Below are 23,185 nucleotides of genomic sequence, written 5' to 3'. Positions count from 1 at the left end.
ATACTCAATCACATCAGGGGTGATCCAGCGCGCTCATCCTGACGGTCTGGGCGGCGTGACAACTCATCCAGTTGCGACCGCACTCTGGCTGGGTAGTCCGTGGTGATTTCCTGAACGCCGACGTCGTGCATCAGCTGGACGTCGGCCGGTTCGTTCACAGTCCACACGCGCACAATCCTGCCGCTGGTGATCCATTCCCGAACACGGTCTGGATGATCCCGCACGTAGTCCACGCCGGGTCCCGCAACGCCGACGGCTCCATCCCGGATCATGTTCTCACCCTCTTTCAGCGCACGGCGCAAGAGCGTCATGACGGCGCCCGCGGTAATGAGGTCAAAGCGAATTTCGTCCTTGACCTCCTCCGGCTTCACATCCGCGACGAGCTGACACAGAAAACGCGGTGGAACTCCGTATTCCAGCAAATGCTTGGCGGCATCAGGGTTGAAGCCCATGAAGTGGACGGTGATGTTGTCCACAACGGATGTTTCCGCGTTCCACCCCTGACGCGTCAGGAACCCAAGGACTTCCTCCTCCAGACGCATCCCGAAGGGGCTTGGATGCTTGAGTTCAATGGCGAGCTCCAGCGGATGTCCGGCCTGACGGGCAAGATCCAGCAACTCTTCCAGTGTGAGCAACTGTTCCGACGGCGCACCCAACTCGGGCGGGATGTAGGCACCTTTCCACGAGCTGAAGTCCAGTGAGCGCAGCTCATCGAGCGTTTGGTCCTCCACGTCGCCCGTCCCATTGGACGTGCGGTCAAGGGTGTTGTCATGGATACAGACCAGAACTTCGTCGCCGGTCAGGTGGACGTCACATTCAAGACCGTCCGCCCCTTCGGCGAGCGCCTGCACGTAGGCGGCGCGGGTGTGTTCCGCGTACTCACCGCTGGCGCCGCGGTGAGCAAAGATCGTCGGCTTCATGGAGTTAAACGTACGCCACGGGATCTGCGCCATACCGCGTTGACTGTCAGTGGGAAGTGGTTAACTTGGACCATGTCTGAAACCGTACCGGCACAGGAGGGGTTGTGAGCGCGCCCTTGTCCACTGCGGACGCCGTCCGCGCTGCTGCCCTTGGTCGTATGAAGTTCGTGGCCACTTCGCTGTTGGCAGGGATGGCGGTAATTTTCGTCGTCGCGTTCGCGCTGGAAGACACGTATCCGTGGCTGGTCTACGTCCGGGCTGCTGCCGAGGGTGGAATGGTGGGTGCTCTGGCGGACTGGTTTGCGGTGACGGCGTTGTTCCGTCACCCCATGGGCCTCAAGATCCCACATACGGCGATCATTCCGCGACGCAAAGACCAGATCGGGGCATCTCTGGGCAGCTTCGTCGAGGAGAACTTTCTGTCCGAGGCGGTGGTCGAGGAAAAAGTCCGATCTCTGAAGATTGCGGAGGCATCCGGGACTTGGTTCGCCCGTCCCGTAAACGCTGAACGCGTGGCCCGTGAGGGCGCGGCCGCCATTCGCGCCGCGTTCGCTGTCCTGGATGACCAGGCTGTTCAGGATGTTCTGGAATCGATGTTCCGGAAGCACGTTCTCAGTCCACGGTGGGGACCTCCTGTGGGCCGTCTTGCCGAACGTGTTTTCGATGACGGCCATCATCACCGGCTGGTGGATCTGCTCGTGGACCGCGCCCAGGAGTGGATGGCCGCAAATCACGACGCCGTCACCGAACTGGTCGCGGAGCGGAAACCCCATTGGGTGCCGGGATTCGTGGACGGCCTGGTGGGTGAGCGCATCTACAACGAGTTGAGTAAATTCGTACGGGCTGTCCAGCAGAATCCAGACCACCAGGTACGGTGCTCGCTCGACACCTGGCTCAAGACGCTGGCGCACGATCTTCAACACGATCCTTCGGTGATCGCGAAGGCTGAGGACATCAAGGAGCAGTTGGCCAACGATCCTCGCGTGTCAGAGCTGATGGCCCGCATCTGGACCACTATCAAGGAGTCGCTACTCGAGTCCGTCAGCGACCCCGACACCGATCTCACCCGAAACTTCACGGCCGCCGTCCGAGACTTTGGTCAGCGCCTCACGACGGACCGTCCGCTCGCGACGAAGGTCAACAGCTGGGTTTCCGACGGCGCCGGCTACCTGGTGCGCACCTACCGGAGCGATATCGCCGGCGTCATCTCGGAAACTGTGGGGAGATGGGACGGCGTTGAAACGTCTAGGAAGATCGAGCTTCAGGTGGGCCGTGACCTGCAGTTCATCCGCATCAACGGCACGGTAGTTGGTGCCATAGCGGGGCTCGCCATCTTCTCACTGGCGCACGCGGTCTTCGGGTAGTTGTGCGGTGTCTGCCTACTCCCTGAACCTCTCGATGGGGGCATTGAGATCGTGGAGAAGTTCGCCCGGGATGGTTTCCGGAGCTGGCCCGAACGCTTCCCGGGTGGACCTGATGACGGCCTTGCCCATGAGGTGATTGCCAGCGCCGCCCACGGCTGCACCGATGCCGAAGGGGATGACGCGTCCCAGCATGGCGGTGCCTTGCTTGGCGAGGAACTTCTTCAGGAACCGGCTGCGGATCTGTCGCCCGATGCCGCCCATCATGCCGCTGGGCATACTGCTTCCGAGCACATTCCCCCAGTGCTGCGTGGCATGGCCGGATGATCCGGAAAGGGTCTGCATGAGCGCGCTGCCCTCTTCCCCGAGCAATACCGCCATGACCAGCGTTTTGGCCCGCTCCGGATCCGCTGTCTGCACTCCATGGAGTTCGGCGATGGACTGCGCGTAAAGGGCGGTGGCCTCAAGGAAGCCGACGACGGCGACGCCGGACAGCCCGAGCGCAGCGACCGTGCCGACAGCGGGGACCGCCGCCGTCGCCCCAACCGCTGCACCGCTGGTGGTGACGGCGGCGAGATAGCTGCGTTCAAGTTTTTTGGACAGTTCGGCAGCGCTGGCGTCCGGATGCTTTTTGCGCAGGCGGCGGATATTCGACAGAACTGCGGGGCGCTGCACATCAACTGCCCGCTCCAGGACGCGCTGGACGCCGGGTTTGGGCTTGCCCTCGTTGTCGAAGATGGCGCTGCGTGCTGCCTTCTCGGCGGCGGTGGGTTTCTTCTCCCTGGACATGGATCCTCCTGGTGGCTTGAGCTCCTGTAGAGAAACAACGAAGGCCGGAAGCATGGGCTTCCGGCCTTCGCATCGACGTATTTACGTCAGCTGACTATACGATGTCGAGGTCTTAGGCGCGGCGCTTGGAGATGAAACCCCAAACAACCAGAACGATGAGTGCGCCGATAACGGCCCACAGGATCGACATGAAATTGAAGCCTTCTGTGCCTGAGCCAAACATGCCGCCGATGAATCCTCCCAGGAGAGCACCGATGACGCCGAGGATCAGAGTTGCGATCCATCCGCCGCCCTGTTTCCCGGGAAGGATCAACTTGGCGATGGCACCGGCCACCAACCCCAACAGAAGAAAGACCAGAAAATCAACCATGACTACTCCTCTACTTGTGATGACAAAACATTTCCCGCCCAGATGGGCAGAAGGTGAAGCGACGTATCACTCTATAAGCATACTTGTGGATATGGCAAAATGCTCACGATGCTAGGCCACTTCCATCACAACCAACAGTATGCTGTGGAGTGCACGTCATACCCCAGTAGTCACTAGAATCAGGGAGCACAACATGAGAATCGGTACTTCCATTGTCTTGATTGCGCTCGGCGCAATTCTCGCATTCGCGGTTGCAGACATAATCAGCTTCATCGACCTCACACTCGTTGGATACATCCTCATGGGTGTAGGTGTCCTTGGCCTCATCATCTCCCTGTTGATGAGCGCACCCCGCCGCCAGCGCCGAACCACTGAGTCTCGTACCGTTCAGGACCCTGGCACCGGCGAGCGCGTCACCCGGCACGAAACCCGCGACGACATCTAGACAACGCACCTGACGATCTCAACAACGCGGGACGGAAATCCCGTTCGGAAGGACGAGATGGAGAAGTTTGCGGGAACGGGCATCTGCCCCGGCCGAGTAGTCGGCCCCGTCTACCGCATGGCCCCTGCCGTCGAGGCTCCCGATGAGGGTGAAACTTGGGACCGTTCTGGGACAAGCGTAGAAGCGGAGTTGGCCAGACTGACGGACGCAGCCCGAGCGGTTCAGGCCGAACTGCATTCTCGTGCGGATACAGCAGGTGGTGATGCGAAAGCCCTGCTTGAAACGACAGCGCTCATGGCCGCTGATCCCATGCTGTTGCAGTCAGCCAACGCTGAAATTGTCGCTGGGGTCAGCGCGGAGCGGTCCATCTGGGAGGCCGGCGGTCAAGTCGCTGAGATGCTCAAGGGGCTGGGTGGCTACATGGCTCGACGCATGCCGGATGTCCTGGACGTACGGTCGCGCATTGTGGCGGAGTTGCGTGGCCAACCGGCCGCGGCAGTGCCCTCCCCAGGCGTGCCGTTCATCCTTGCTGCCACCTATCTGGCTCCGGCTGATGCTGCCACCCTTGATCCCGCCATCGTTATCGGCATTGTCACAACGTCCGGTGGGCCACAGTCTGAGACCGCTGTGCTAGCCAGAAATTTTGGCATTCCCACCGTTGTTGGAGTCCGTGGCACCGAGTCGCTGGGCGATGGTGCCACGGTTTACCTGGACGGGACCTCTGGCGACGTCATCCGGGAGCCCGGTGAGTCCGAGCGCATGGCCGCCTCGCTCTGGGCCGGACACGGAAGGGGACCAGTCACCCGTTCGTTGTGACTGGTCCCCGGCCTGTGCCCAAGCGGGCTTTCCTCGGTGAAATCGCGTGATGGCGGCACCCACCAGCCACCAGCACGCTCCCCCGCTGTAATCCCTCGACCCCCCATTGCCTTCAATGGTTCGCGGACGTTACATATCCATAATCTACAGCTTCTAGTATGAATTTGTAACAGATCCACCTAACAGTCGGGTAACGCTTTGGGTCGCTTGGTCCGTTGCGCGCTATAGCGCGCAACGACGAAAAGGATCAGGCCGACTGCCAATAAGAACGCCGCGCCGAAGGGAAGGATGACATCCCAGATGCCATGAACCAACCAGAGCTCCCGACCAATTTCATAGCACGTCATGATGGAAAAGGCCGCTGCCAAAAAAGCCGCAGCGGTCCGAGTGAACGCCGCAGCACTGCTGGACAACGCGCACGTGGCCGCAGGCACTATCAAGCAGGCTGCCACATACGCGGGGTAAATCCTGCCGACTCTGCCGTACCACTGGACCAGTTCTTGGTTGCCATAGTCGTGAAGACCCACCGACGACTGAGGCAGGTCGCTCATGACGAAGAACACGATGGCCAGCACCGCACACGCACCGAGTACAACAAGGCCAACAGGACCAACGATCAACCAGCCAGCCCATGGGGCACTGAAGGCCTTTGCCATCTTGACGCCGAAAATGAGGAAAGCAATGAACACCACAAAGCGGATCACGAGGTTGGCGTAATTGTGCCCGCCAAGGGTGCCATCCACGACCAGGTAAATAGATTCGATACTCAACGCGATCCCGAGAAACATGAGGGCAAGAGCAATGAAAATGCTGTTGTTCCTACCCTCGATAGTCGGTTTCAACCGCATCAGCAGTCCAACGAAGACCACTGCGAGCACCACATATTTGATGACATCAGCGTTCATCCCAGTGTCTCGCAGACTTCACGGCTGCGTTCTTCATCCCGCTCATGCTTCCTGACGGCCTTGGCCATTTCCTCAAGTCTTCCCTGTGTCAGTGCCACGAGTTCGCCATCACTCATCTGCTTAAGCGCAGCACTGCGGCCACCACTAGCCCAACCGCCCTCTTCTGGCGTGAGGACGCCAGTGACAACAAGGCCGCTGGTCAACGACACTTCGGCTAGGCGCGCTGAGACAACAGCCAAATGAGGACTCAGCCGGTTTACGCTGACTGCTGCCGAAATGTTCTGTGGCGCAACACCGCTCACATTCGCCACGGCCTGCCGAAGATCTCCGCGATCTATGGCCTCAAGCCACATCCGCACCGAAGCTGCATGCGGAAAGGCTCCGAGCTGGGGCTCCGGAGATCCCCCACTGCTGGCCCGGCTCCGCTGAACAAGGTACGCCATGACATCCAGGTGTGAGACTTGGCTCAGCAACTCCACCATTGTCGGCGCACGAACCCCCGCAGCCACATCACTGAACCGGTCGAAGAACGACAACTCGTTCACGGGATACAGTCCGATGCCCCGGGAAATCGCTACGACCGCGGAAACACTTACCTTTCCGCGCACCAGTTGCTGGGCGAGGGTGGTCCTCTTGAGACCAGCCTGCCGGCAAAGCTCAGCCAGGGTGGTTTCGGGCGCAACGTCGAGTCGCCATCGTTGAAAAGACTTGGCCGGAACAGTCATGAAACCTTCCGATTGGACGTGGACTACCAGCATGCAACTATACTGGTTTCACTGGCCCCGCTTTCTGCTGTCCCCCCATACGTAGAAGGCGGGGTCAGCTTGTGCCCGGACCTAATCGGCTACGTACTCCCGGAACTCTGGATGCTTCTGAAACCACTTAGCCACGTAGGTACACGTCGGCTTCACCATGGCACCCGTCGAGACGGCGTCAGAAACCGCCCCCTTGGTCAACTGGCCTGCCAATCCCTGACCGGAAAAGTTCTCCTTGACCTCTGTGTGCACAAAATCCATGTACCCCTCGCCCTCACGGAAATCGATGAACCCGGCCACGTCCCCATCCACGGTGATCTCATAGCGGTTCCGCTCTTCGTTCCTGATTACTGTGTTGTCCTCGTTCATACTGCGAGCGTCCCACTTGTGCGCGTCCGTGACAAGATCGCCGCGTTCACGTGGTACCGCACCGGGCGCGGGCCCGGCTAGCCTTATGGAATGAAGTCGCCAATCGAGAAGTTCCTTGAGGACGTCCATCACGAAACCCTGAAAATAAACGGTGGAGAACCGGCGTCGTACATACCGGAACTGGCAACCGTGAATCCGGACCTTTTTGGCATCACTTTGGCAACCGTGGACGGCTACGTCTACGAGACCGGAGACACGCGGACAAATTTCAGCATCCAGTCCATCTCGAAGCCCTTCACCTACGCATTGGCGCTGGAGGACATCGGGTTTGAGGCCGTGGATGAAAAGATCGACGTGGAACCCTCCGGAGACTCATTCAACGAGATCTCTCTAGAACCCGGCACCGGCCGGCCCATGAACCCGATGATCAACGCGGGCGCCATAGCAGCCGTCTCGCTGGTACGCGGGGGCACCAACGGATCGCGACCAACCCGCATCCTGAACGCCTACTCCTCCTACGCGGGCCGGGATCTTGACATCGACGACGACGTCTTCACCTCCGAGCTCGTCAACGGCCACCGCAACCGCGCCATCGGTCACATGCTGCGGAACTTCGGCATTCTCGAGACGGACCCCAACCCGGTCCTGAAGGACTACTTCATGCAGTGCTCCGTACAGGTGGACTGCCGGGACCTCGCAGTGATGGCCGCAACTCTGGCCAATAACGGCGTGAATCCTTTCATTGGACAGCGCGTCATGGAAGTGGACGTCGTCGAGCGCGTACTCAGTGTCATGACCACCTGCGGCATGTACGACGCCGCCGGCGAATGGGTGACGAGCGTTGGGATGCCAGCCAAATCCGGCGTTGGCGGCGGCATCATTGCGGTCCTCCCCGGCCAGGTGGGGCTAGCTGTCTTCGCACCACCACTGGACGCGTTCGGCCACAGCGTACGCGGCATGGCGGCGTGCGAACGCATCTCGCGTGAACTGGAACTTCACTTTGTCCGTGCTGGCAGGACCGGTCGATCGACAGTTCGCAGCAGCTACCCCATCACCAACGCGCCCTCCGGCATTCGGCGCAACGACGAATCCGCAGAAGTTCTCGAGGAGCACGGATACCGCGCCAGAGTGCTCGAACTCCAGGGTGACCTACTCTTCGCGGGAGCGGAAGCAATGGTACGGGCCATTACCGAATTACCCGCCGACGTGGAACACGTGGTCCTCGACATCCGTCGGGTAGACGAAGTAGCCGAAATCAGTCTCCGCATGCTCGTATCTGCCTGGCAGGAACTAAAAAATGAGAACCGCACGCTCCTCCTAGTTGACCCCGAGTCCAAAGTAGCCTCCTACCTCGAGTCGACACCGGAACACGAAAAATCGCCGGTACCCGTCTTCGACACTCGCTCAGGAGCCGTCGAATGGTGTGAATCCACACTGATTCGCCGCTACGGAAATGAACTCTGCCTACCCTCGAAGGTAGAAGCCCGCAACAGTCCCGCACTGGGAACCATGAGCGATGCCGACGCCAATGCCCTTCAGGAACTCATGGTGGAACGCACCTACGACGCCGGCGACATCATTCGACGTGTGGGACAAAAGTTTGGCGGCGTCCACTTCATTGAGTCCGGGACCGTGGCCGGTTTTCTCAGAGACACCTCAGGGGACCGGGTACAGACAGCCAAGCTTTCCGCCGGCATGACGTTCGGTGAGCTGGCGCTGGGCAGCGAGGACCGTCAAGAGACTACGGTGAAGGCTGTCGGCAAGGTATCGATCAAGCTACTCGAAGCCGCAACGATCGACACGCTGGAAGAAGAGAACCCTCGGTTATCCGTCGCCCTCTGGAAGGCACTCACCAGAGACGCCTACGTCAGGGTTGATCAGCAACTGCGGGAAATGGCCGTCAGGACCCGAGACTGATCCCGCCCTCCGCAGTGTCGAACGCGACCTCGAGATCCTCCACCGACCGCGCGTACGCGCCGCGGTCAGCCAGGCGGTTCCGCGCCCGCGTGGCCCGCTTGAGAGCCCGGATCACAGCCGCGACCTCCGGTACCCGCGCGTCCGTCAGCTCCGGGTGGGCAATAGCCAACGCCGGATCCAGTTCGTAGGCAGCCCATCGCGAAACGACGACGTCGTGCCGTTTTTCCAATTCTCGCCAACGCGCATCGGTCAGTGACTGACGTAGGTCCACCCGGCGTCGCCGGTAAGTCCTTGCGAGCCACCAGCTCGCTGCTCCTGTCCAGGCAGCAGCAAAAACGACGCCTAAGGCAGCCAACGACGGCTCAGCGACCGCAAGCCACACCACTTCAGCGATCAGCGCCGTGACGCCGACAAACCCGTACCAAAAAATCGCGTCCCCACCATGCTGCCGCGAGGCAGCGGCGTTAACCGCAACAGCTGTACCAATTGCCGTCAACGCAATGGCAATGCCAGCTATCAACAAAACCAGCATGTCCACGGTCCTTCCTCTTGCGTCAACAGTTGTACGTCAACCGTCCTGCTTCTTCTCACGATCCTGGCGTTCCCGTTGTTCCCGCTGCTCCCGCAATCCTTCCACGAAATCCCGACGAGGATTCTCGACCGCGGCCAACGATGAGACATTCGGTTTGGCGACGGCGTCCGTCAACCACCGAGTGATGACCCGCCATTTGCGGTTGAACGTGGGCAGGGCCATGCCGTGATAGGCCCGGTGTGCCAGCCAGGCCGGCAGCCCGCGGAGCTTCAGACCACGAATGTTCGCAGCGCCTTTTCCCACGCCGAACTCGGCCAGAGCACCGAGCGACTTGTGCCGATACTCCCGAATCTCTTCGCCGCGCACAGCCGCAGCAATGTTTCGGGCAAGCAGCTTCGCCTGCCGGACAGCGTTCTGCGCATTCGGTGGATAATAGGCGGGCTGCTTCTCCTCGGTGAGATTGGGAATCTGGGCATTATCGCCGGCAGCCCAGGTGCCTTCCACCACGGATTCGTCCTCGCGGATCACCTGCATTCTGGTGTTCGCGTTGACGTGCCCCTTGGGACCACGAGGAACATTGGTCTTGTCGAGCACCGGGTTCGGTGTGACACCGGCGGTCCAGACAATTAACCCGGACGGCAACTTATCACCGTCGCTGAGTTCCACCACCGAGTCCTCGCAGGATTTCATGGTGGTCTTCAACCGAACATCGATGCCGCGCTCACGCAGCCGCTGAAGAGTCCATTCCGAGAGCTCCGGGCCAACTTCCTGCGCAACCCGGTCCAATGCCTCGACAAGTACCCAGGTGAGGTCCTTCTCCTCCAACTCCGGGTAGTCCTTGATGGCCGTCTTGGATAGGTCGTGCAGCTCGGCCATGGCCTCCACTCCCGTATACCCGCCGCCAATGAAAACGAAGGTCAGCGCCCGCCGTCGTACTTCCGGGTCCGATGTAGCTGCCGCCAAAGCAACGTTGTTCAGCATGGTGTTGCGGACATAGTCCGCCTCCTCAATGGTCTTGAAGCCGACGGCGTGCTCCTCAAGACCCGGGGTGGGAAACACACGGGTGATGGCGCCCAGAGCAAAAACAACGTGGTCATAGGTCAACGTTTCGCGCTTGCCGCCCATCAGCAGAGCCTCAGCCGTACGGGCCTCGCAGTCCAGACTGGCGAGTTCGCCCCGCAGGACGTGGCACTTCTTCAACGTCCGGCGGAGGTTGACCGCGACGTCGCTCGAAAGGACGTGGCCGCCAGCCACCTCGGGCAGCAGCGGCTGATACGTCATGTAAGGGTTTGGCTCGAGCACCGTGATATCCAGCGGCACATTGCCCAGTTGCTTCTGGAGGCCCCACGCTGTGTACAAGCCCACGTATCCGCCGCCCAGAATGAGAACTCGGGTCTTCCCGGATGAAGTCATGTGTCCGCCTTCCTTCCACCCACTGCTGATCGGCCAACGAATCGGTGCTCGATCCGTCCATGCCGGTTCTTAAACCCAGTCTGCCCATTCTGGCCGCTAAGAACAAGGGCAGCACCCTTACTACTGCACGGGTGCTTTCCGGCGGACGCCCTCGCGCCAATGCGTGGCGGAGGTGCAGACGCGTGGTCCCGAAACAACGTGTCTGCACCTCCGCCGCGCTTTTGTCGCACGAATGTCGTGACTAGAGTCTGACCATGAGTATTCCAGGCTGGTTCCAGGCCCTCGCGTGGGGGACCGTCGCGGGCGCAGCGCTCGTTCTAGGTTGCGCGATTGCCTGGAAATGGACGGTGCCGGACAAGGTAGTGGCCCTGGTCATGGCGTTTGGCGCAGGCGTACTCATCTCAGCGCTATCCTTCGAACTCGTCGCTGAGGCTCGCGAGACCGGTGGCTTATGGCCCACCGCACTCGGTTTTCTCATGGGAGCGATCGTCTATGTTGGGGCCAACACGATTCTGGCGCGTCGGGGAGCCAAACATCGAAAGCGTTCCGGCACTCAGCAACCGTCGGAGCAGGACCAAGGCGGCAGCGGTAATGCGATCGCTCTTGGCGCTCTCCTCGACGGGATACCTGAGTCCGTGGTCCTCGGCGTCGGATTGGTGACGACCGGTGCGGTGAACCCGGCGGTCTTGGCAGCGATTTTCATATCCAACATCCCCGAAGGACTGTCAAGCACCGCTGGGATGAAGAAGGCTGGTCGTAGTGCTAAGTATGTTTTCTTCCTGTGGAGCGGAATTGCGATGGCGTGCGGCGCCTCGGCCCTGCTCGGTTTCGCTCTGCTCGATAACGCCAGCGGGCCTACTCTTGCCTTCATCACTGCGACAGCCGCCGGTGCAATCCTCGCCATGGTCGCGGACACCATGATCCCAGAGGCATTCGAGAAACAGCACATGCTCACCGGGCTCATTGCGGCCCTGGGCTTTCTTGCCTCGTTCATTCTTCAGGGGATCACAGCAAGTTAGCCCCTGTCCTGCCGTTCCTACCGCTCCGCGCGTAGGAGGCGCGGGCGTGGCATTTAAAGAGACAGACCCCGGAACACGATTCACGTGTTCCGGGGTCTGTCTCTTCGCGAGGAGGGTGGGCCCTGCGGGGCTCGAACCCGCGACCCACGGATTAAAAGTCCGATGCTCTACCAACTGAGCTAAAGGCCCTCCAGTCAATCCGGGCGGCTATTGCCGAGTCCAAATTGACCATCCCCAACTTTAGCGCACCTTGTTGGCCTGACAGCAACTCAAGTGACTACTTAGCCGTTCGTGCCCGCAGTGCGTCAACGAACACCGTCGGAATTTTGTCGGGCTCGACAGCTGTATAGCTGCTGCCACCGGTCACTGCTGAGATTTGCTTAAGCGTTTCCGCGTCGGCGTCCTCGGTGATACCAAGCGTCACGACAATTACGGGACGAGTGGGGTCCTGCTCCGTCTTCAGCGCCTCGAGCAGTTGTGCCAGGTCAATGGAGTTATCGTCCTGATTAGCGCCGTCGGTCAAAATAATGACGCTGTTGACGGACTGAGGGTCATACCCAGCCTGCACAGTGCGGAACGCCGCGAGCGTGGTGTCATATAGACCCGTGAAACCGCCAACCAAGCTGCTGAGATTGTCCACTCCATCGACGAGCAATTCACGCTGCGTCAGACTGTCTACCTTTGTGCTCAGCGGGCGAATGGGCAGAAGCTCCTTATAATCCTCGCCATTCGGGCCGCGGTTGGTGGAGAACGCCCAGAGGCCCATGGACGTATTGTCCGGGAACAGCGAACTGCCTATGGCTGCAGCCTTCTCCGTCAGCTGCATTCGGGTGGCGGGCCCGGCCTTGGTGCCCATGGATCCGGAGACGTCTATGACTACGAGACTACGGTAGGGCATTGCTGCTCGACCAAGCGCTTGAAGTGCCTCGTCTACGTTCTTCGCCGCCGGCTCCTTGAGTGCAGCAACAGCTCCCACACCCCGATCGTTCGAAAGCGATTCATCCTTGGCGGGTCGGAAGCCAGCGGTGCTGAGGCTACTCTGGCCCCGGTCTTCCTTGAGCCACTCAGTCAGTTTCTTCCCAGCTTCAACGGCACTGGCACGGCGGTCTTCGGACCCGGCAGTGGCAACGAGCGGGTAGTCGAGGAACGCGCTACCCGTGGCTGGAACCACGGGCGCGAGGTCACTTGCTGCTGCATCATCGCTGAACCGAGTCCAGCTCTGTTCCGTCACGACGGCGGCGCCGCCTTCATCGGCGACCTCACGCATGAGTTGCACATCATCCGGCGGTGATGCTGCACCGCGTTGAGCCAGCAGCGGGAGCAGGCTTTGAACGGTTGCCGGGTCCACGGTTCCCGCTGCGGCTTCTCCGAGGAGATTCAGCAGCGCCAGCTCACCACTGGAAGTTTTTGCCGGGCTTCCGAGCAGGACGTCGTCGTCCTGCAGAATGGTCAGCCAAGAAGCGGGCTCCGCAAGGGACCCCTTCTTGCCCACGATGACGGCTGGCGTTGCGGCAAAGTCGTTGGCAATCTGCACAGGTTCGGTTTTGCTCGAGACATGGCGAACACGAGTGGAGCTGTCCGCCAGCCACAGATCCGGAGTTTCCTTGCCCTCGGTAACCTTGGCTGCCGTGGCCTCATGTCCAGCTGCAATGACGGTGAACTGAGTGCATTCGCTGGCGGACTGCGCGGACGTTACTTCATGCAGGACTGACGCCATGTCATTTTCGGTAGCGATCGTGAACAGTTCTGGTTCCTCACACGAGCCAAAACTGCCGAGGAACCCAGTAGAGAGCATTCCCCCAGTGAGCGTCGCAACTCCCGCGACACCCATGACGATTGCCCAGAAACGAAGCGGACGTCTGGACTTGGTTTGATGACGGCCCATGTGTTTTTCTTCCTGAATGCGATGGATGACGTTGTCCCCTGGAACCATTTGTGCGCGTTTGTTTCAAGCCTCAGTTGATTCGGGAAGCCCCAGCCCCCGCTGGTCCTTGGACCGACGTTATTTTGATCCCCCGCGCAAAATGTAACTGGTCAAAATAGTACACATGTTATGGCAAGTTGTCTTGTACGACCGATTTATGTCCATACCGTGATCATCGCCACTGAGCAGGTTCATAGTCTTTCAGGGCCGGGCTCCCTCGACCCGTTGTGAGCGCAGGAGTATCCTCAGAGCATGAGTGGCAACCAGTACGGCGAAGGTCCAAGACATCACAAACCGAAGCCGTTCGCTCCCGCGGATTTCGAGGTTTTTTCAGGCGGCGCGGACCCGGCCCGGGTATCCGAAGCGGCGCATCTGGCCGCTCAGGCTTTGGTGCACCGCGGCCGGCAGAGCGACGACCCGGAGGTTACACAGCGGTTGGTGGAACTTGCTGACGTGCAAGGGCTCGAAGCTGTTGCTGAACTCTGGGCTGAAAGTCCCGCACGCTCACTTCCCGGGGCTCTCTGGCGGCTGTACGCTCTTCGCGCGGCAACCCAGCGTAATCCTGAGCGGATAGCTGCGTATTTCAAGGCCGGAAAAGAAACCGCTCAGGTTTCCAACGTCGTAGCCGGCGTAGCAGAACCCCCTGGAGAGAAGGAAGTCCAGGACATGGCCAACACCATTCTGTCCGGTGCTTTTGAGGGGGATTTCGACGTCGCACTGGAACGTTTCGCGGCTTTCTGCCGCGTTCTTGCGCTCGGCCAGGCCAATCATGCCGATGCTGCGGAGCATTCTGGGGAGACAAACGCCGCGTTCCTGACGCGCAACTCTCAGCAGCTGATCAAAACGGCAGAGGACCTTGAGCATGCGGCGGCAGCGTGGCGCCGCGGCGATCTTGATTAAGTGCTTTTGCAATCGGGGATGTGTTGACAACAACCGGCTCGAGAGAGAAAACTGAAGGTGGTGTCGGACCGCGGAACCCCCGGGCTTCAACTGATAGCCGCTTCGAGCGGCCTTTCGCCGAGAGGCGCTCCCGGTTCGGCACCATTACTATGTCCGCGGTGGACCCACTGATCCCGGAAGGACAGACCAGCCGGTGAAACTACGTCTTTTCCCGCAAGAGAACGCCGGGCTCGAGCTGCTGTCCAAGATGGCAGCGGAGCTTGTTCACGGGACCGACGTGATGTCGCAGCTTCTGGGCGCGCCGGTTGAGGACTATAAGGACCTGGCGTCCCAGCTTCATGACGGGGACGAGAAGGCGGCGAATTTACACTTCGCTCTGATGACGCAGATGCGAACCAGCTTCATCAATCCGCTACCCCGCGAGGACCTCTATGCACTCTCCCGCCTCCTGGGTGAGGCGGTGGAAAAACTGGATGGTGCCGCTGAACTCATAGCCCTCCATAAGTTGGCTCACCTGTCCAAGCGGGCCACTGAACAGCTGGAAGTCATCAACCGCCAAGCGCTGCTGTCCGTTGACGCGATGACGCGCCTCAGTTCGTTGGAGGACCTCGAGGAGTACTGGATCGAGATGCTGCGCCTGTCCCGGCGGGCGGCGCGGACCCACAGAATCTGGGTCAGCGAACTTCAGCGTGATCACAAGGCCGTGGCGTACGCTCGCCATCGGGATGTTGCGAACCAGCTGATGGATGTCGTCAACGATCTCCGTCGACTCGCCACCCACGTGGGCAGTATTTTGGTCAAGGAATCCTGAGTGGAATTGTTTTTTCTGGTCATGACCGTGGTCCTGGCCGGAGCCTTCGCTTTCGTTAACGGTTTTCACGACGTCTCAAACTCCGCGGCAACGGCCGTCAGGACCCGCGCCCTCACGCCAACAATCGCTGTCCTGCTCGTTGCTGTCTTCAATGTGGCCGGTGCACTGATGGGCACCGGCATTGTTGTGCTCTTCACGGACGAATGGGTGTCTCTGCCCAGCGGTACGGTTGGCCTCGGCATCCTCCTGGCCGGGCTGGTGAGCGCCATCGTCTGGGGCATCCTCACCTGGTTGTGGCGCATGCCGTCGTCGTCCACGCATGCCCTCCTGGGCGGCCTCATAGGGTCCGGGCTGGCAGCAGCCTATCTGGGCGGTCACGACATCGCTGATGCCAACAGCGCCATCTGGCAGATCATCCTGCCTCTGCTGCTCTCCCCCGTGGTGGCCTTTGTGCTGTCCTATGTGATGGTTTATCCGGCCATGTGGCTCATGCGCTATTCCTCGCCTAGGCAGGCCAATACCGGTAGTCGAATGGCGCAGGCGGTCTTGACGGGCGCTTTCGCCCTGGGGCACGGCCTGCAGGATGGGCAGAGAACGATGGCGGTGATCCTGCTGGGGTTGGTCGCTGCCGGTTACGCAACCGGCAGCAGCATGCCGTTGTGGGTGCAAGTGTTCGCCGCGGTATTGCTGGCTGGCGGGTCCCTCTTCGGTGGCTGGCGTATCAGCCACACACTGGCCGAGAAGCTGGTCCGCGTGGACCCGTTGCGCGGAATGACCGCCCAAGGTGTCAGTTCGGCGATGTTGTTCTTCGGAGCAGTGGCCCTGCACATGCCGCTTTCGAGCACCCACACCGTTGCCTCCGCAATCGTTGGCGCAGGCGCCAATCAGCGATTTGCCACGATCCGGCTGACTATGGTGCGCCGGATCCTGCTCACCTGGCTGGCTACGGCAGGCGCGACGGCGGTCATGGGCGCAGTTTTCTTCCTCGCCATCAGTCCCCTGCTGTAGCACAAGACCAAAGACCACTGCATTGCCGGGTAGGACTAGCCGAACCTGCCCGAGACGTAGTCCTCAGTGGCCTTTTCGGCTGGGTTGCTGAAGATCTGAGCTGTTTCTGAGTACTCGATCAGCTTGCCGGGCTTTCCCGTCCCAGCAATGTTGAAGAACGCGGTTTTGTCCGAAACACGGGCTGCCTGCTGCATGTTGTGCGTCACGATCACCACGGTGTAGTTGCTCTTGAGCTCCTCAATCAGATCCTCGATCGCAAGGGTTGAGATCGGATCCAGTGCGGAGCAGGGCTCGTCCATGAGGATGACCTGCGGAGAAACGGCGATGGCCCGCGCGATGCACAGGCGCTGCTGCTGCCCACCGGATAGCCCGGATCCGGGCTTATCCAGCCTGTCCTTGACCTCGATCCACAGGTTGGCCCCGGTCAGTGAACGCTCCACGAGCGCATCCGCGTCGGACCGGTTGATCCGTCTGTTGTTCAGCTTCACGCCCGCCAGAACGTTGTCGCGGATCGACATAGTGGGGAACGGGTTTGGCCGCTGAAAGACCATGCCGATCTGCGTCCTGACAGCAACTGGGTCCACCCCGGCACCGTAGAGATCTTCGCCGTCCAGCAGCACCTCGCCTTCAACGCGTGCGCCGGGTAGTACTTCGTGCATGCGGTTCAGGGTGCGCAGGAAGGTCGACTTGCCACACCCCGAGGGGCCGATAAATGCTGTCACCGAACGTGGTTCGATGTGGATATTCACGCCTTCAACGGCCATGAAGTTGCCGTAGTACACGTTGAGGTCCTTGACGTCGATTCGCTTGGACATTTGCTTCCTTCTCTGACGATGAAATTTTGGCCGCTGTCTCAGCGGCCAGTCTTTGGGGCGAACATCCGGGCAACGAGCCTTGCGAGGAGGTTCAGCAGCATGACCATGATGATCAGCAGAAGTGCAGCGGCCCACGCCCGCTGGATACTGGGGTCCACGTTTGTTGGCGATGTCGGCGTGAGGATCTGGTAGTAGATATAGGTGGGCAGGGTGGACATCCAGCCGGAAAAAACGTTCCAGTTGATGGCGCTGGCAAAGCCCGCAGTTACGAGTATGGGCGCGGTTTCGCCGATGACGCGGGCGATAGCGAGGGTAACTCCCGACGCGATACCGGAGATCGCCGTCGGAATAACGACCTTCACAATGGTGCGCCATTTACGCACGCCCAGCGCGTAGGACGCTTCGCGGAGTTCATTGGGCACAATGCGGAGCATTTCTTCCGTGGAACGCACGACGACGGGCACCATCAAGACGGACAATGCGACGGCGGCCACGAATCCTGTTCGGGTCCCGGGTCCAAAGATCATGCCAAACAGTGCCGCAGCGAACAGGCCGGCCACGATGGAGGGAATGCCGGTCATGACGTCAACAAAGAACGTGATGGCACGCGAGAGCACTTTACCGTCTCCGTATTCCACGAGGTAGACAGCGGCCAGTAGGCCCACGGGAACCGAGATCAACGTGGTCCAGAACGTGATCAGCAGGGTGCCGATGACGGCGTGGTACGCCCCGCCGAGCACAGGGGTGCCGTTCTGGACTGACTCGTTGTCCACAGCGCCGGTCATGCCGTTCATGGAAGTGAAGAGGAAGTTGTAGGTCATGCCAGGGAGACCTTTTTCCAGGACCGTCCAGAGCACTGATAATAGGGGCAGCAGCGCCAGCAGAAACGCCCCGTACATCAGGTAGGTGGCTAGTCTGTCGCGGCCCTTACGGGGGCCCTCCACCACTGATGTGACCGACCATCCGCCAACGACGAAGAACACCGCGGTGAATACTGCGAAGGTAGCTATGGAGAATCCGAGGGCGCTGGAGGCCGCGGCGCCCAGTACGACGGCGCCCGCCAGGATAGCCCAGATGGCGTAACCCGGAAGCTGATTCTTGGTGAGGGATGACTTGGTCCGGCTGAGGGTGGGGGTGCTCATCAGTTGGCTCCCGAGAATTCTTTGTGGCGGCTGATGACCCAGCGGGCCACCATGTTGACCGCAAGGGTGATGACAAACAGGACCAGGCCCGCGGCAATGAGCTCACTGAGCCGCAGTCCAAAGGCCTCGGGAAAGTTGAGGGCGATTTCCGCAGCGATGGTCTGGTTGCCGGATTTGATGAGGGATGCCATCAACGGGCCCGAGGACAGGACCAGAGCCACGGCCATGGTTTCACCGAGCGCGCGTCCAAGGCCCAGCATGACGGCACTGATGATTCCGGGACGCGCAAACGGTATAACAGCCATCCGGATGGTTTCCCACCGGGTGGCTCCGAGCGCCAGCGCCGCCTCTTCATGAAGTTTGGGTGCCTGCAGAAAGATCTCTCTGCTCAGGGAAGTGATGATGGGCAGAACCATGACTGCGAGGACTATCCCTGCGGTCAGCATGGTTTTCCCCGTTTGGCTTGCGGGTCCTTCAAAGATGGGGATCCAACCCGCTGTACGCGCCAGGGTGTCATAGATTTTCGCCAGTTCAGGCGCTAGCACCGCGTAGCCCCACGCCCCATAGACAACGGATGGGATGGCTGCAAGCAGGTCGATGACGTAGCCAAGGCCCTGAGACAGTCTGCGCGGAGCGTAGTGGGAGATGAACAATGCCACTCCAATACCCACCGGTGTTGCCAGCAGGATCGCGATCCCGGCGGCGATTACCGTTCCGATGACAATGGGGAAGATGTAGTTGAAGAACCCCTCGCCACCTGTCACCAGTTCGGGATCCGCGCTGAAGGTCGGTAGCGCCTGAACGAGCAAAAAGACCGCCACACTGAACAGCACAGCGAGGATAAGGCACCCTGCGAGGAGCGATGCACCGGAGAATATGCGATCTCCAGTGCGGCCTCCCCCGCCTGAGCTGTTCAACGTGTTGGACGACACTTACTGACCCTTCGGGCGGTTGATCTGACGGATGCGACTCTGTTGCCAGTTTTCACGGTTGATCCCGCGATGGCAACATGACGGCCAGCGGTGCTGTTAAGAGGACGCCTTGATGGAGTCGATAGCCTTCTGGGCATCTTCTCGCAGACTATCTGAAATGGGCGCGTTGCCGGCTGAATCAGCGGCGTCGGCCTGGCCCTCTTCGCTGATGACGTAGCTGCCAAATGCCTTCACGAGGTCCACTGTTGACTGGTCCTCGTACTGTGTGCAGTAGAGGTGGTAGCTGATGAGCACGATGGGGTAAGCACCTGACTCGGTGGTGTCGCGCTTCAGGTCCAGTGACATATCCAGGTCCGAGCGTCCTTCGACTGGCGTTGCGACCTCTACAGCCTTCGCCGCTGCCTCCGAGTTCAGGGCAACGTACTCTTCGCCGACTTTGACCTTGACCTGGCCGAGATTTCCTACCGCTGAAGCATCCGCGTAGGTGATGGCACCGTCGGTAGCGGTGGTCGTAGAGATGACGCCCGAGGTGCCCTTGGCGTTCTCGGACTGAATGTCGGTTGGCCAGTCGCCGGAGACTTCATAGGTCCAGGTTTTCGGTGCTGCGGCAGAGAGGTAGTCCACAAAGTTTTCGGTAGTTCCGGACTCATCCGAGCGGTGCACCACGGTGATGGTTGTGTCCGGCAGTTCGGTGCCCTCGTTCTGGGCAGCGATGGCCGGGTCGTTCCACTTCTTGATCTCCCCGGTGAAGATCTTCGCAATGGTGGCGGCGTCGAGGTTCAGTTCTTTGACGTCGCCGAGGTTGAACGCAACGGCGATCGGGGAGATGTAAGCGGGGATGTTCAGGGCGCCATCCGGTCCGCAGACCTCCTTGGCGGCTTCCATTTCCTCGTCCTTCAGGTACGCATCGGAGCCAGCGAACTGTGCGCCACCACTGAGGAAGGCCTTGCGGCCCGCGCCTGAGCCGTCTGGCGAATACTGGACCTTGGACTCCGGGTTCAGCTCCTCAAAGCCGACCTTCCAGGCTTCCATGGCTGCCTTCTGCGATGAAGCGCCAATGCCGGTCAGCGTACCGCTGACACTCGAAGCGGCCGCTGCAGTGTTGCCCTCAGCGCCGGCGTCGGTCTGGGTTGCATTGTCTGAGCCGCAAGCTGTCAGCGCGAGCGCAGCCACGGAAATCAGTGCCGCTGAACGGTAAAAACGGAGAGCCTTCACTTCACATGCCTCTTTCAGGTTTTTTACGTCTGCCACTTCGGTGCCCGGATACCCGGATCCCCTATGAGGGTAGAAGCCGTAGATGACGAGCATGGCCTGCCAAAGTAAACGGAAGATGAACACTCCTGTCATCTACTCGCAAATCGAGCACCATAGACTTGCCCTATGCCACGACGGACCACTCACCGGAGCCCTTGGCTGTTTCTGCGTAATCGGTTCCGTGTTGGCGTGAGCCGCACCCGAAGCTCCTTTGCTCCCGCTCTGCAGATGACCGTGGGGGCCGTCGGAGCGTACGCTTTCGCCGAGTACGTCCTGGGGCATGAAGGCCCGCTTTTCGCGGCAACGTCCGCCATGATCGCGTTGGGATTCACCAGGGAACCACGGCTGCGACGGGTTATCGAGGTGGCGGCCGGCTGCACACTGGGTATCGCCGTCGGCGATTTGCTCCTACACACCTTTGGCACGGGGATCTGGGTGGCCGCGGGAGTCCTGTTGTTCTCTATCCTGTTGGCCCGGTTTCTAGACAGTGGCAGTATTTTCACCACGCAGCTAGGTCTGCAGTCGCTGCTCGTTGTGCTGCTGCCGGTGCCTATTGGTGGGCCGTTCACCCGTAGTCTCGACGCCGTCGTCGGTGGTGTCATTGCCTTGGTCATCACGTTGCTGGTGCCTCGGGATCCGAGGCGAGAGCCCAAGACCAATGTGCGTGCGCTCCTGTCGGAGCTCTCGGCTGTCCTGCGCGAGTGCGCCGATTCGTTGCGGGAGTCCGATGCCACCCGGGCCTGGCACGCGCTGGTGCGGGCGCGGAACTGTCAGCCGTTGCTGGATGGGCTCTCCGGTTCCATGCGTCAAGCGCAGGAGGTCACACTCCTGTCTCCGGCCTACCGGCGGCACCGGGGAGAATTGGGGTCTCTGCGGGAAACCATCTATTTTCTGGATCTGGCCGTGCGGAACAGCCGCGTCTTCGCACGCAGGCTTACCTCGGTGATTAACCACGCGGCCCTTACGGAGGACGCAGTCAGCCACCTCGCTGAGGCGCTGTATGACATGGCCGACGCCGTCGGCATCCTTTCGCAGGCCCTATCCGACCCGGCTTCAGGGAGCCGGAATCGGTATCTTCGACAGGCGAGGAACGACCTGGCGGCCGTAGCTACTATTGCCCATCCGCGCAACCTGGCGATCACCCGGCTTGAGGGCGAGGCCCTGGTGTTGCTATTGCGGCCCATGATCGTGGACCTGCTTGAGGCCGCTGGGATGCGACACGAAGAGGCCACCACCTACCTGCCCGAGCTCTAACGGCGCGCTGCCGGCGCAAACTGTCGGTGCCCACGGATAGCCTTGTTTCATGGCTACAAAAACTGCTCGAACTAAAGCGCCGGCTTACCGCTGCGGCGAATGTGGATGGACCACTGCAAAGTGGGTTGGCCGGTGCGGGGAATGCCAGGCGTGGGGCTCCATCGAGGAGGCGGGGCAGGTTTCTGCACGGACCACCGCTGCAGCGACCGTCGCCAGACCGGCCCAACGCATTGCCGACATCGACGCCACGGCGGCGGCTTTTCAGGCCACTGGCGTAAGCGAACTGGACCGTGTTCTTGGCGGCGGACTGGTACCGGGAGCGGTCATCCTCCTGGCGGGTGAACCAGGTGTGGGCAAATCCACCCTGCTACTGGACGTGGCCGCGCGGGTGGCCGGTGGCGGCAGGAAGGTTCTTTACGTCACCGGTGAGGAATCCGCGGCCCAAGTCAAGATGCGGGCAGAGCGCATTGGGGCGGTAGCAGAGACCCTGTACCTGACGGCCGAGACTGACCTCGGGCAGGCGCTGGGGCAGGTGGAACAGCTGGACCCCGCGTTACTGATTGTGGATTCAGTTCAGACCTTGAGCAGTGCCTCCGTTGAAGGATCCGCCGGTGGGGTGACGCAGGTGCGTGAGGTTGCAGCGTCCCTGATCAACGCCGCAAAGCACCGCAATATGAGCACCCTGCTGGTCGGCCACGTGACAAAGGACGGTTCTATCGCCGGGCCACGACTGCTGGAGCATCTGGTGGACGTCGTGTGCCAGTTCGACGGCGAGCGCCACTCGCGACTTCGGCTTCTGCGGGCAGTCAAGAACCGTTATGGTCCAACGGACGACGTCGGCTGTTTCGACCTGACGGAACAGGGTATCGAGGGCCTCGCCGATCCCAGTGGACTCTTTGTTTCTCGTACGAAGGACCCGGTGTCGGGAACGTGCATCACGGTGACGCTTGAGGGACGGCGCCCGCTCCTCGCAGAGGTGCAGGCGCTGCTGGCGGAGACATCCAACTCTCAGCCGCGGCGTGCAACGAGTGGTCTGGATACGTCTAGGGTGGCCATGCTCCTGGCCGTTCTTCAGAGCCGTGCCTCAATGAACCTGTCCAAGGATGATAGTTACGTGGCTACGGTGGGCGGGGTGAAACTTGGAGAGCCGGCCACTGATTTGTCGGTGGCGCTGGCCATCGCGAGCGCAAAAACTGACAAGCCGTTGCCAGCGCAGCTGATTGCGTTCGGCGAAGTGGGCTTAGCGGGCGAGGTCCGTGCCGTGCCGGGAATCAGTCAACGGATCCAGGAGGCCGCGCGGCTTGGGTTCACTCACGCGATTGTGCCCGCCAGTCCCAATGGTCCGGGACAGATCCCGCAGGGCTTCAAGGTCCGGGAAGTCTCAACTCTGGGTGAGGCCCTCGGAATGCTGTTCTGATAATCGTCATCGAATTGCGCGCATTGAAAGTGCTGTTCTTGAGTACCTTCGCCTTATTATTGGACTAGCATTGCGCCAACCGGGTATGGATATGCCGCGGACAGTCGGTAGCCCGGG

Annotated in this window: 23 protein-coding genes and 1 tRNA gene; 10 read left to right on the top strand and 14 right to left on the bottom strand. The window is 60.7% G+C overall.

The window, feature by feature from the left end; translation table 11 throughout:
- Nucleotides 1-8 precede the first annotated feature (8 nt).
- Nucleotides 9-920, bottom strand: coding sequence for a glycerophosphodiester phosphodiesterase (locus tag JOE65_RS02720; RefSeq protein WP_205161796.1), 912 nt, complete (start codon nt 918-920; stop codon nt 9-11).
- A gap of 104 nt (nt 921-1,024) precedes the next feature.
- Here JOE65_RS02720 and JOE65_RS02715 point away from each other — a divergent pair, with 104 nt between their 5' ends.
- Complete coding sequence (locus JOE65_RS02715) at nt 1,025-2,284, top strand: DUF445 domain-containing protein (protein ID WP_420827482.1); 1,260 nt, start codon at nt 1,025-1,027, stop codon at nt 2,282-2,284.
- 15 nt (nt 2,285-2,299) lie between these two features.
- On the opposite strand, the gene JOE65_RS02710 is transcribed toward JOE65_RS02715, so the two are convergent.
- Together JOE65_RS02710 and JOE65_RS02705 are read right to left on the bottom strand one after the other, a co-directional pair.
- Nucleotides 2,300-3,070, bottom strand: a complete 771-nt coding sequence (locus JOE65_RS02710; protein WP_205161795.1) for a hypothetical protein — start codon at nt 3,068-3,070, stop codon at nt 2,300-2,302.
- A 112-nt stretch (nt 3,071-3,182) separates the two neighbouring features.
- On the bottom strand, nt 3,183-3,440 hold the full coding sequence (locus JOE65_RS02705; protein WP_205161794.1) for a GlsB/YeaQ/YmgE family stress response membrane protein: 258 nt from the start codon (nt 3,438-3,440) through the stop codon (nt 3,183-3,185).
- 193 nt (nt 3,441-3,633) lie between these two features.
- Here JOE65_RS02705 and JOE65_RS02700 point away from each other — a divergent pair, with 193 nt between their 5' ends.
- Nucleotides 3,634-3,885, top strand: coding sequence for a DUF6458 family protein (locus JOE65_RS02700; protein WP_205161793.1), 252 nt, complete (start codon nt 3,634-3,636; stop codon nt 3,883-3,885).
- Nucleotides 3,886-3,942: 57 nt separating this feature from the next.
- Nucleotides 3,943-4,701 (top strand): phosphoenolpyruvate-utilizing N-terminal domain-containing protein, encoded by a 759-nt coding sequence (locus tag JOE65_RS02695; protein WP_205161792.1) that lies wholly within the window; start codon nt 3,943-3,945, stop codon nt 4,699-4,701.
- A gap of 179 nt (nt 4,702-4,880) precedes the next feature.
- Here the strand turns inward: JOE65_RS02695 and JOE65_RS02690 are convergent, their stop codons facing one another.
- The 3 genes from JOE65_RS02690 to JOE65_RS02680 all read right to left on the bottom strand — a co-directional run bounded on the left by JOE65_RS02690 (nt 4,881) and on the right by JOE65_RS02680 (nt 6,730).
- Complete coding sequence (locus tag JOE65_RS02690; protein ID WP_205161791.1) at nt 4,881-5,606, bottom strand: hypothetical protein; 726 nt, start codon at nt 5,604-5,606, stop codon at nt 4,881-4,883.
- Nucleotides 5,603-6,364, bottom strand: a complete 762-nt coding sequence (locus JOE65_RS02685; protein WP_205161790.1) for a hypothetical protein — start codon at nt 6,362-6,364, stop codon at nt 5,603-5,605. Before JOE65_RS02685 ends, JOE65_RS02690 begins: the two co-directional genes overlap by 4 nt.
- Before the next feature lie 78 nt (nt 6,365-6,442).
- Nucleotides 6,443-6,730 (bottom strand): GNAT family N-acetyltransferase, encoded by a 288-nt coding sequence (locus JOE65_RS02680; protein ID WP_205161789.1) that lies wholly within the window; start codon nt 6,728-6,730, stop codon nt 6,443-6,445.
- Nucleotides 6,731-6,820: 90 nt separating this feature from the next.
- Between JOE65_RS02680 and glsA the strand changes: the two genes are divergently transcribed.
- Nucleotides 6,821-8,647 (top strand): glutaminase A, encoded by a 1,827-nt coding sequence (gene glsA, locus JOE65_RS02675; protein ID WP_205161788.1) that lies wholly within the window; start codon nt 6,821-6,823, stop codon nt 8,645-8,647.
- Here the strand turns inward: glsA and JOE65_RS02670 are convergent.
- Together JOE65_RS02670 and JOE65_RS02665 are read right to left on the bottom strand one after the other, a co-directional pair.
- Nucleotides 8,631-9,179, bottom strand: coding sequence for a hypothetical protein (locus JOE65_RS02670; protein ID WP_205161787.1), 549 nt, complete (start codon nt 9,177-9,179; stop codon nt 8,631-8,633). The genes glsA and JOE65_RS02670 overlap by 17 nt on opposite strands.
- 36 nt (nt 9,180-9,215) lie before the next feature.
- A complete protein-coding gene (locus tag JOE65_RS02665) occupies nt 9,216-10,592 on the bottom strand; it encodes an NAD(P)/FAD-dependent oxidoreductase (protein ID WP_205161786.1) in 1,377 nt (458 codons plus the stop codon).
- 260 nt (nt 10,593-10,852) lie between these two features.
- Between JOE65_RS02665 and JOE65_RS02660 the strand changes: the two genes are divergently transcribed.
- Nucleotides 10,853-11,611: a ZIP family metal transporter gene (locus tag JOE65_RS02660; RefSeq protein WP_205163988.1), complete on the top strand. Its 759-nt coding sequence runs from the start codon at nt 10,853-10,855 to the stop codon at nt 11,609-11,611.
- A gap of 116 nt (nt 11,612-11,727) precedes the next feature.
- On the opposite strand, the gene JOE65_RS02655 is transcribed toward JOE65_RS02660, so the two are convergent.
- Nucleotides 11,728-11,800, bottom strand: a tRNA-Lys gene (locus JOE65_RS02655).
- 88 nt (nt 11,801-11,888) lie between these two features.
- Nucleotides 11,889-13,496 (bottom strand): substrate-binding domain-containing protein, encoded by a 1,608-nt coding sequence (locus JOE65_RS02650; RefSeq protein ID WP_205161785.1) that lies wholly within the window; start codon nt 13,494-13,496, stop codon nt 11,889-11,891.
- Between the two features lie 291 nt (nt 13,497-13,787).
- On the opposite strand from JOE65_RS02650, the gene JOE65_RS02645 reads away from it, so the two are divergent.
- The 3 genes from JOE65_RS02645 to JOE65_RS02635 all read left to right on the top strand — a co-directional run bounded on the left by JOE65_RS02645 (nt 13,788) and on the right by JOE65_RS02635 (nt 16,254).
- A complete protein-coding gene (locus JOE65_RS02645; RefSeq protein ID WP_205161784.1) occupies nt 13,788-14,435 on the top strand; it encodes a hypothetical protein in 648 nt (215 codons plus the stop codon).
- 193 nt (nt 14,436-14,628) lie between these two features.
- On the top strand, nt 14,629-15,246 hold the full coding sequence (locus JOE65_RS02640) for a nuclease PIN (RefSeq protein ID WP_205161783.1): 618 nt from the start codon (nt 14,629-14,631) through the stop codon (nt 15,244-15,246).
- The gene (locus JOE65_RS02635; protein WP_338021531.1) at nt 15,247-16,254 is read left to right on the top strand and encodes an inorganic phosphate transporter; all 1,008 of its coding nucleotides are present in this window, start codon (nt 15,247-15,249) and stop codon (nt 16,252-16,254) included.
- 35 nt (nt 16,255-16,289) lie between these two features.
- Here the strand turns inward: JOE65_RS02635 and pstB are convergent, their stop codons facing one another.
- From pstB to pstS, 4 genes are all read right to left on the bottom strand, one after another.
- Nucleotides 16,290-17,069, bottom strand: a complete 780-nt coding sequence (gene pstB, locus JOE65_RS02630) for a phosphate ABC transporter ATP-binding protein PstB (RefSeq protein ID WP_205161782.1) — start codon at nt 17,067-17,069, stop codon at nt 16,290-16,292.
- Between the two features lie 38 nt (nt 17,070-17,107).
- Entirely contained in the window at nt 17,108-18,211 is a 1,104-nt protein-coding gene (gene pstA / locus JOE65_RS02625) for a phosphate ABC transporter permease PstA (protein ID WP_205161781.1), read from the bottom strand.
- Entirely contained in the window at nt 18,211-19,143 is a 933-nt protein-coding gene (gene pstC / locus JOE65_RS02620) for a phosphate ABC transporter permease subunit PstC (RefSeq protein ID WP_205161780.1), read from the bottom strand. Before pstC ends, pstA begins: the two co-directional genes overlap by 1 nt.
- A 96-nt stretch (nt 19,144-19,239) precedes the next feature.
- Nucleotides 19,240-20,358, bottom strand: coding sequence for a phosphate ABC transporter substrate-binding protein PstS (gene pstS / locus JOE65_RS02615; RefSeq protein ID WP_205163986.1), 1,119 nt, complete (start codon nt 20,356-20,358; stop codon nt 19,240-19,242).
- A gap of 165 nt (nt 20,359-20,523) precedes the next feature.
- Here pstS and JOE65_RS02610 point away from each other — a divergent pair, with 165 nt between their 5' ends.
- Both JOE65_RS02610 and radA read left to right on the top strand, forming a co-directional pair.
- Nucleotides 20,524-21,651 (top strand): FUSC family protein, encoded by a 1,128-nt coding sequence (locus JOE65_RS02610; protein ID WP_239536589.1) that lies wholly within the window; start codon nt 20,524-20,526, stop codon nt 21,649-21,651.
- Nucleotides 21,652-21,700: 49 nt separating this feature from the next.
- Nucleotides 21,701-23,068, top strand: coding sequence for a DNA repair protein RadA (gene radA, locus JOE65_RS02605; RefSeq protein ID WP_205161779.1), 1,368 nt, complete (start codon nt 21,701-21,703; stop codon nt 23,066-23,068).
- The last annotated feature ends 117 nt before the right edge of the window (nt 23,069-23,185 follow it).

The organism is Arthrobacter roseus (assembly GCF_016907875.1).
In the GTDB taxonomy this organism is placed as follows: Bacteria; Actinomycetota; Actinomycetes; order Actinomycetales; family Micrococcaceae; genus Arthrobacter_J; species Arthrobacter_J roseus.
This window is presented reverse-complemented; position numbering and strand designations above follow the sequence as displayed.

What these genes read in the sequence shown, in the direction of transcription:
- JOE65_RS02720 (WP_205161796.1), bottom strand. Translation starts at nt 920, where the DNA reads ATGAAGCCGACGATCTTTGCTCACCGCGGCGCCAGCGGTGAGTACGCG.
- JOE65_RS02710 (WP_205161795.1), bottom strand. Translation starts at nt 3,070, where the DNA reads ATGTCCAGGGAGAAGAAACCCACCGCCGCCGAGAAGGCAGCACGCAGC.
- JOE65_RS02705 (WP_205161794.1), bottom strand. Translation starts at nt 3,440, where the DNA reads ATGGTTGATTTTCTGGTCTTTCTTCTGTTGGGGTTGGTGGCCGGTGCC.
- JOE65_RS02700 (WP_205161793.1), top strand. Translation starts at nt 3,634, where the DNA reads ATGAGAATCGGTACTTCCATTGTCTTGATTGCGCTCGGCGCAATTCTC.
- JOE65_RS02695 (WP_205161792.1), top strand. Translation starts at nt 3,943, where the DNA reads ATGGAGAAGTTTGCGGGAACGGGCATCTGCCCCGGCCGAGTAGTCGGC.
- JOE65_RS02690 (WP_205161791.1), bottom strand. Translation starts at nt 5,606, where the DNA reads ATGAACGCTGATGTCATCAAATATGTGGTGCTCGCAGTGGTCTTCGTT.
- JOE65_RS02685 (WP_205161790.1), bottom strand. Translation starts at nt 6,364, where the DNA reads ATGCTGGTAGTCCACGTCCAATCGGAAGGTTTCATGACTGTTCCGGCC.
- JOE65_RS02680 (WP_205161789.1), bottom strand. Translation starts at nt 6,730, where the DNA reads ATGAACGAGGACAACACAGTAATCAGGAACGAAGAGCGGAACCGCTAT.
- glsA (WP_205161788.1), top strand. Translation starts at nt 6,821, where the DNA reads ATGAAGTCGCCAATCGAGAAGTTCCTTGAGGACGTCCATCACGAAACC.
- JOE65_RS02670 (WP_205161787.1), bottom strand. Translation starts at nt 9,179, where the DNA reads ATGCTGGTTTTGTTGATAGCTGGCATTGCCATTGCGTTGACGGCAATT.
- JOE65_RS02665 (WP_205161786.1), bottom strand. Translation starts at nt 10,592, where the DNA reads ATGACTTCATCCGGGAAGACCCGAGTTCTCATTCTGGGCGGCGGATAC.
- JOE65_RS02650 (WP_205161785.1), bottom strand. Translation starts at nt 13,496, where the DNA reads ATGGGCCGTCATCAAACCAAGTCCAGACGTCCGCTTCGTTTCTGGGCA.
- JOE65_RS02645 (WP_205161784.1), top strand. Translation starts at nt 13,788, where the DNA reads ATGAGTGGCAACCAGTACGGCGAAGGTCCAAGACATCACAAACCGAAG.
- pstB (WP_205161782.1), bottom strand. Translation starts at nt 17,069, where the DNA reads ATGTCCAAGCGAATCGACGTCAAGGACCTCAACGTGTACTACGGCAAC.
- pstA (WP_205161781.1), bottom strand. Translation starts at nt 18,211, where the DNA reads ATGAGCACCCCCACCCTCAGCCGGACCAAGTCATCCCTCACCAAGAAT.
- JOE65_RS02610 (WP_239536589.1), top strand. Translation starts at nt 20,524, where the DNA reads ATGCCACGACGGACCACTCACCGGAGCCCTTGGCTGTTTCTGCGTAAT.
- radA (WP_205161779.1), top strand. Translation starts at nt 21,701, where the DNA reads ATGGCTACAAAAACTGCTCGAACTAAAGCGCCGGCTTACCGCTGCGGC.